Origin of the sequence: Mycobacterium sp. E2462 (genome assembly GCF_001672685.1) — a bacterium.
GTDB lineage: Bacteria > Actinomycetota > Actinomycetes > Mycobacteriales > Mycobacteriaceae > Mycobacterium.
Genome location: NZ_LZKC01000376.1, coordinates 1 through 1,975 on the forward strand (window position 1 = coordinate 1; position 1,975 = coordinate 1,975).

Consider the following 1,975-nt stretch of genomic DNA (forward strand, 5'->3'; position numbering starts at 1 on the left):
GCTGCACCCCGGCCGGCGTGCCGGTGGGCCAGGATCCGAGGTATCGCACATCGGCACAACGACGGTGCAGCGCCTTGAGTGCCTCGGCGACCGCGTCGTCGTCGATGTGCCCCACACAGTCGACGAAGAAAACATAGGTGCCCAGGGCGATCCGCGTCGGGCGGGACTCGATGCGGGTCAGGTCGATGCCGCGAATGCCGAACTCGGTCAGCGCGCCCAGCAGCGCGCCGGGCGCGTTGTCGATGTGCAGCACCACTGACGTGCGGTCCGCGCCGGTGCGGGCCGGCGGCGGTGCGGGCAGCCCGGCCAGCAGGAACCGGGTGCAGGCGTTGGGTTCGTCGACGACGCCGTCGGCCAGCGCCGGCAGCCCCCAGCGGGTGGCCGCCAGTGGCGAGGTCACCGCGGCGTCGGCCAGGCCCTCGGCGACTTGGCGCGCCGCGTCGGCGTTGGACGACGCCGCCCGCAGTTTGGCGTCCGGCAGGTGCTCGGCGACCCAGTGCCGCACCTGCGCGGCGGCCACCGAGAACGCCGCCAGTGTGCGCACCTCGGCGGCGCCGCGCCCGGGCGCGACGACGATGCTGAACGCCACGTCGAGCGTCGTCTCGGCGAAGACCTGCAGGGGCGAGCCGATGGACAGGCTGTCGAGCGTGGGGGTGACGGAACCGTCGATCGAATTCTCGATCGGCACGCAGGCGTAGTCCGCGTCGCCGTTGCGGACCGCGTCCAGCGCGGCGGCCGTGCTGTCGGTGGGCAGCGGGTCCGGCACGCCATGCTTGGGTACCAGCCCGGCCGCGATGATCTGGCGCAGGGCCGCCTCGGTGAAGGTCCCCTCCGGACCGAGGTAAGCGATGCGGGTCACGCCCCAACCCTAGCGGCGAAGCCCGTCACGCAGCCCATCGCGAAGCATCGTTCTGCAGCGCGCGGCCCAGCCCGTCTCGGGGTCGATGACGAGGCCCGGGAGCCTTGCGGCGCCACCCCTTCTAAGTTAACTTAGGCTTACCTAAGCGAGTGAGGAGAACGGTGTTACCGCTGAGCTATCCCGCCCCGACGACCGCCGAACGGATCCGCAGCGCCTGCGTGCGCGCCGGCGGCGCGCTGCTGGCCATCGACCACGACGACCCGGTCGCCACCCCCATCCACCACCTGATGGACGACGGCTCCTTTGCCCTCGCGATGCCGCTGGAAGGCGAGGGCGAAACCGTTCGCCCCGGATCCGAAGCGCTGCTCGAGCTCACCGACTACGCGCCCCTCCCGCTGCGCGAGCCGGTCCGGTCGCTGGTGTGGGTGCGCGGCCGCCTGCACGAGATCCACCCCGCGAGGCTCATGCAAACGCTCGACCGCATCGCCGCCGAATGCCCGAACCCGGCCCTGCTCGAGGTCGACACGCCGCGGTCCACGGTCGGGTCGCGGCAGCGATACACCTTGCTGCGGCTCGAGATCGCATCGGTGGTCGTCACCGACGCCACCGGCGCCGAACCGGTCAGCGTCGACGACCTCCTCGCCGCGCGACCCGACCCGTTCTGCGAGGTCGAGTCGAGCCTGCTCTGGCACCTCGACACCGCGCACAGCGACGTGCTGGCGCGCCTGGTGTCCCGGTTGCCCGCACCGCTGCGCCGCGGCCACGTCCGCCCCCTGGGACTCGACCGCTACGGCGTGCGGTTCCGCGTCGAGGGCGGCGACACCGACCACGACGTGCGGCTGCCCTTCCACAAGCCCGTGGACGACATGAACGGACTGAGCCAGGCCATCCGCGTCCTCATGGGCTGCCCGTTCATCAACGGATTGCGCGCGCGCAAGCAACCGAACTGCTGACCCCGCGCCGCCCCGGCCCGCGTACGTTAGCCGGGTGAACGGCGAGCGACCCCCACGGCGACCGGAGCCGCCCCGGCAGGCGCCGCCGCACCGGCCCGAGCCGTCACAAGTGATTCGCCGCACCGCCGGCCCGCCCTCGCCCACCGCACCGACGGTCCCGCCG

Annotated in this window: 2 protein-coding genes; one reads left to right on the forward strand and one right to left on the reverse strand. The window is 72.7% G+C overall.

All coding sequences use genetic code 11. The features are described from left to right. Positions 1-859: prephenate dehydratase (gene pheA, locus A5714_RS19665; protein WP_068288025.1), on the reverse strand; the 859-nt coding region annotated here is incomplete at its 3' end. A 161-nt stretch (positions 860-1,020) separates the two neighbouring features. On the opposite strand from pheA, the gene A5714_RS19670 reads away from it, so the two are divergent. Continuing rightward, the gene (locus tag A5714_RS19670; protein WP_068067781.1) at positions 1,021-1,812 is read left to right on the forward strand and encodes a DUF2470 domain-containing protein; all 792 of its coding nucleotides are present in this window, start codon (positions 1,021-1,023) and stop codon (positions 1,810-1,812) included. Positions 1,813-1,975 lie beyond the last annotated feature (163 nt).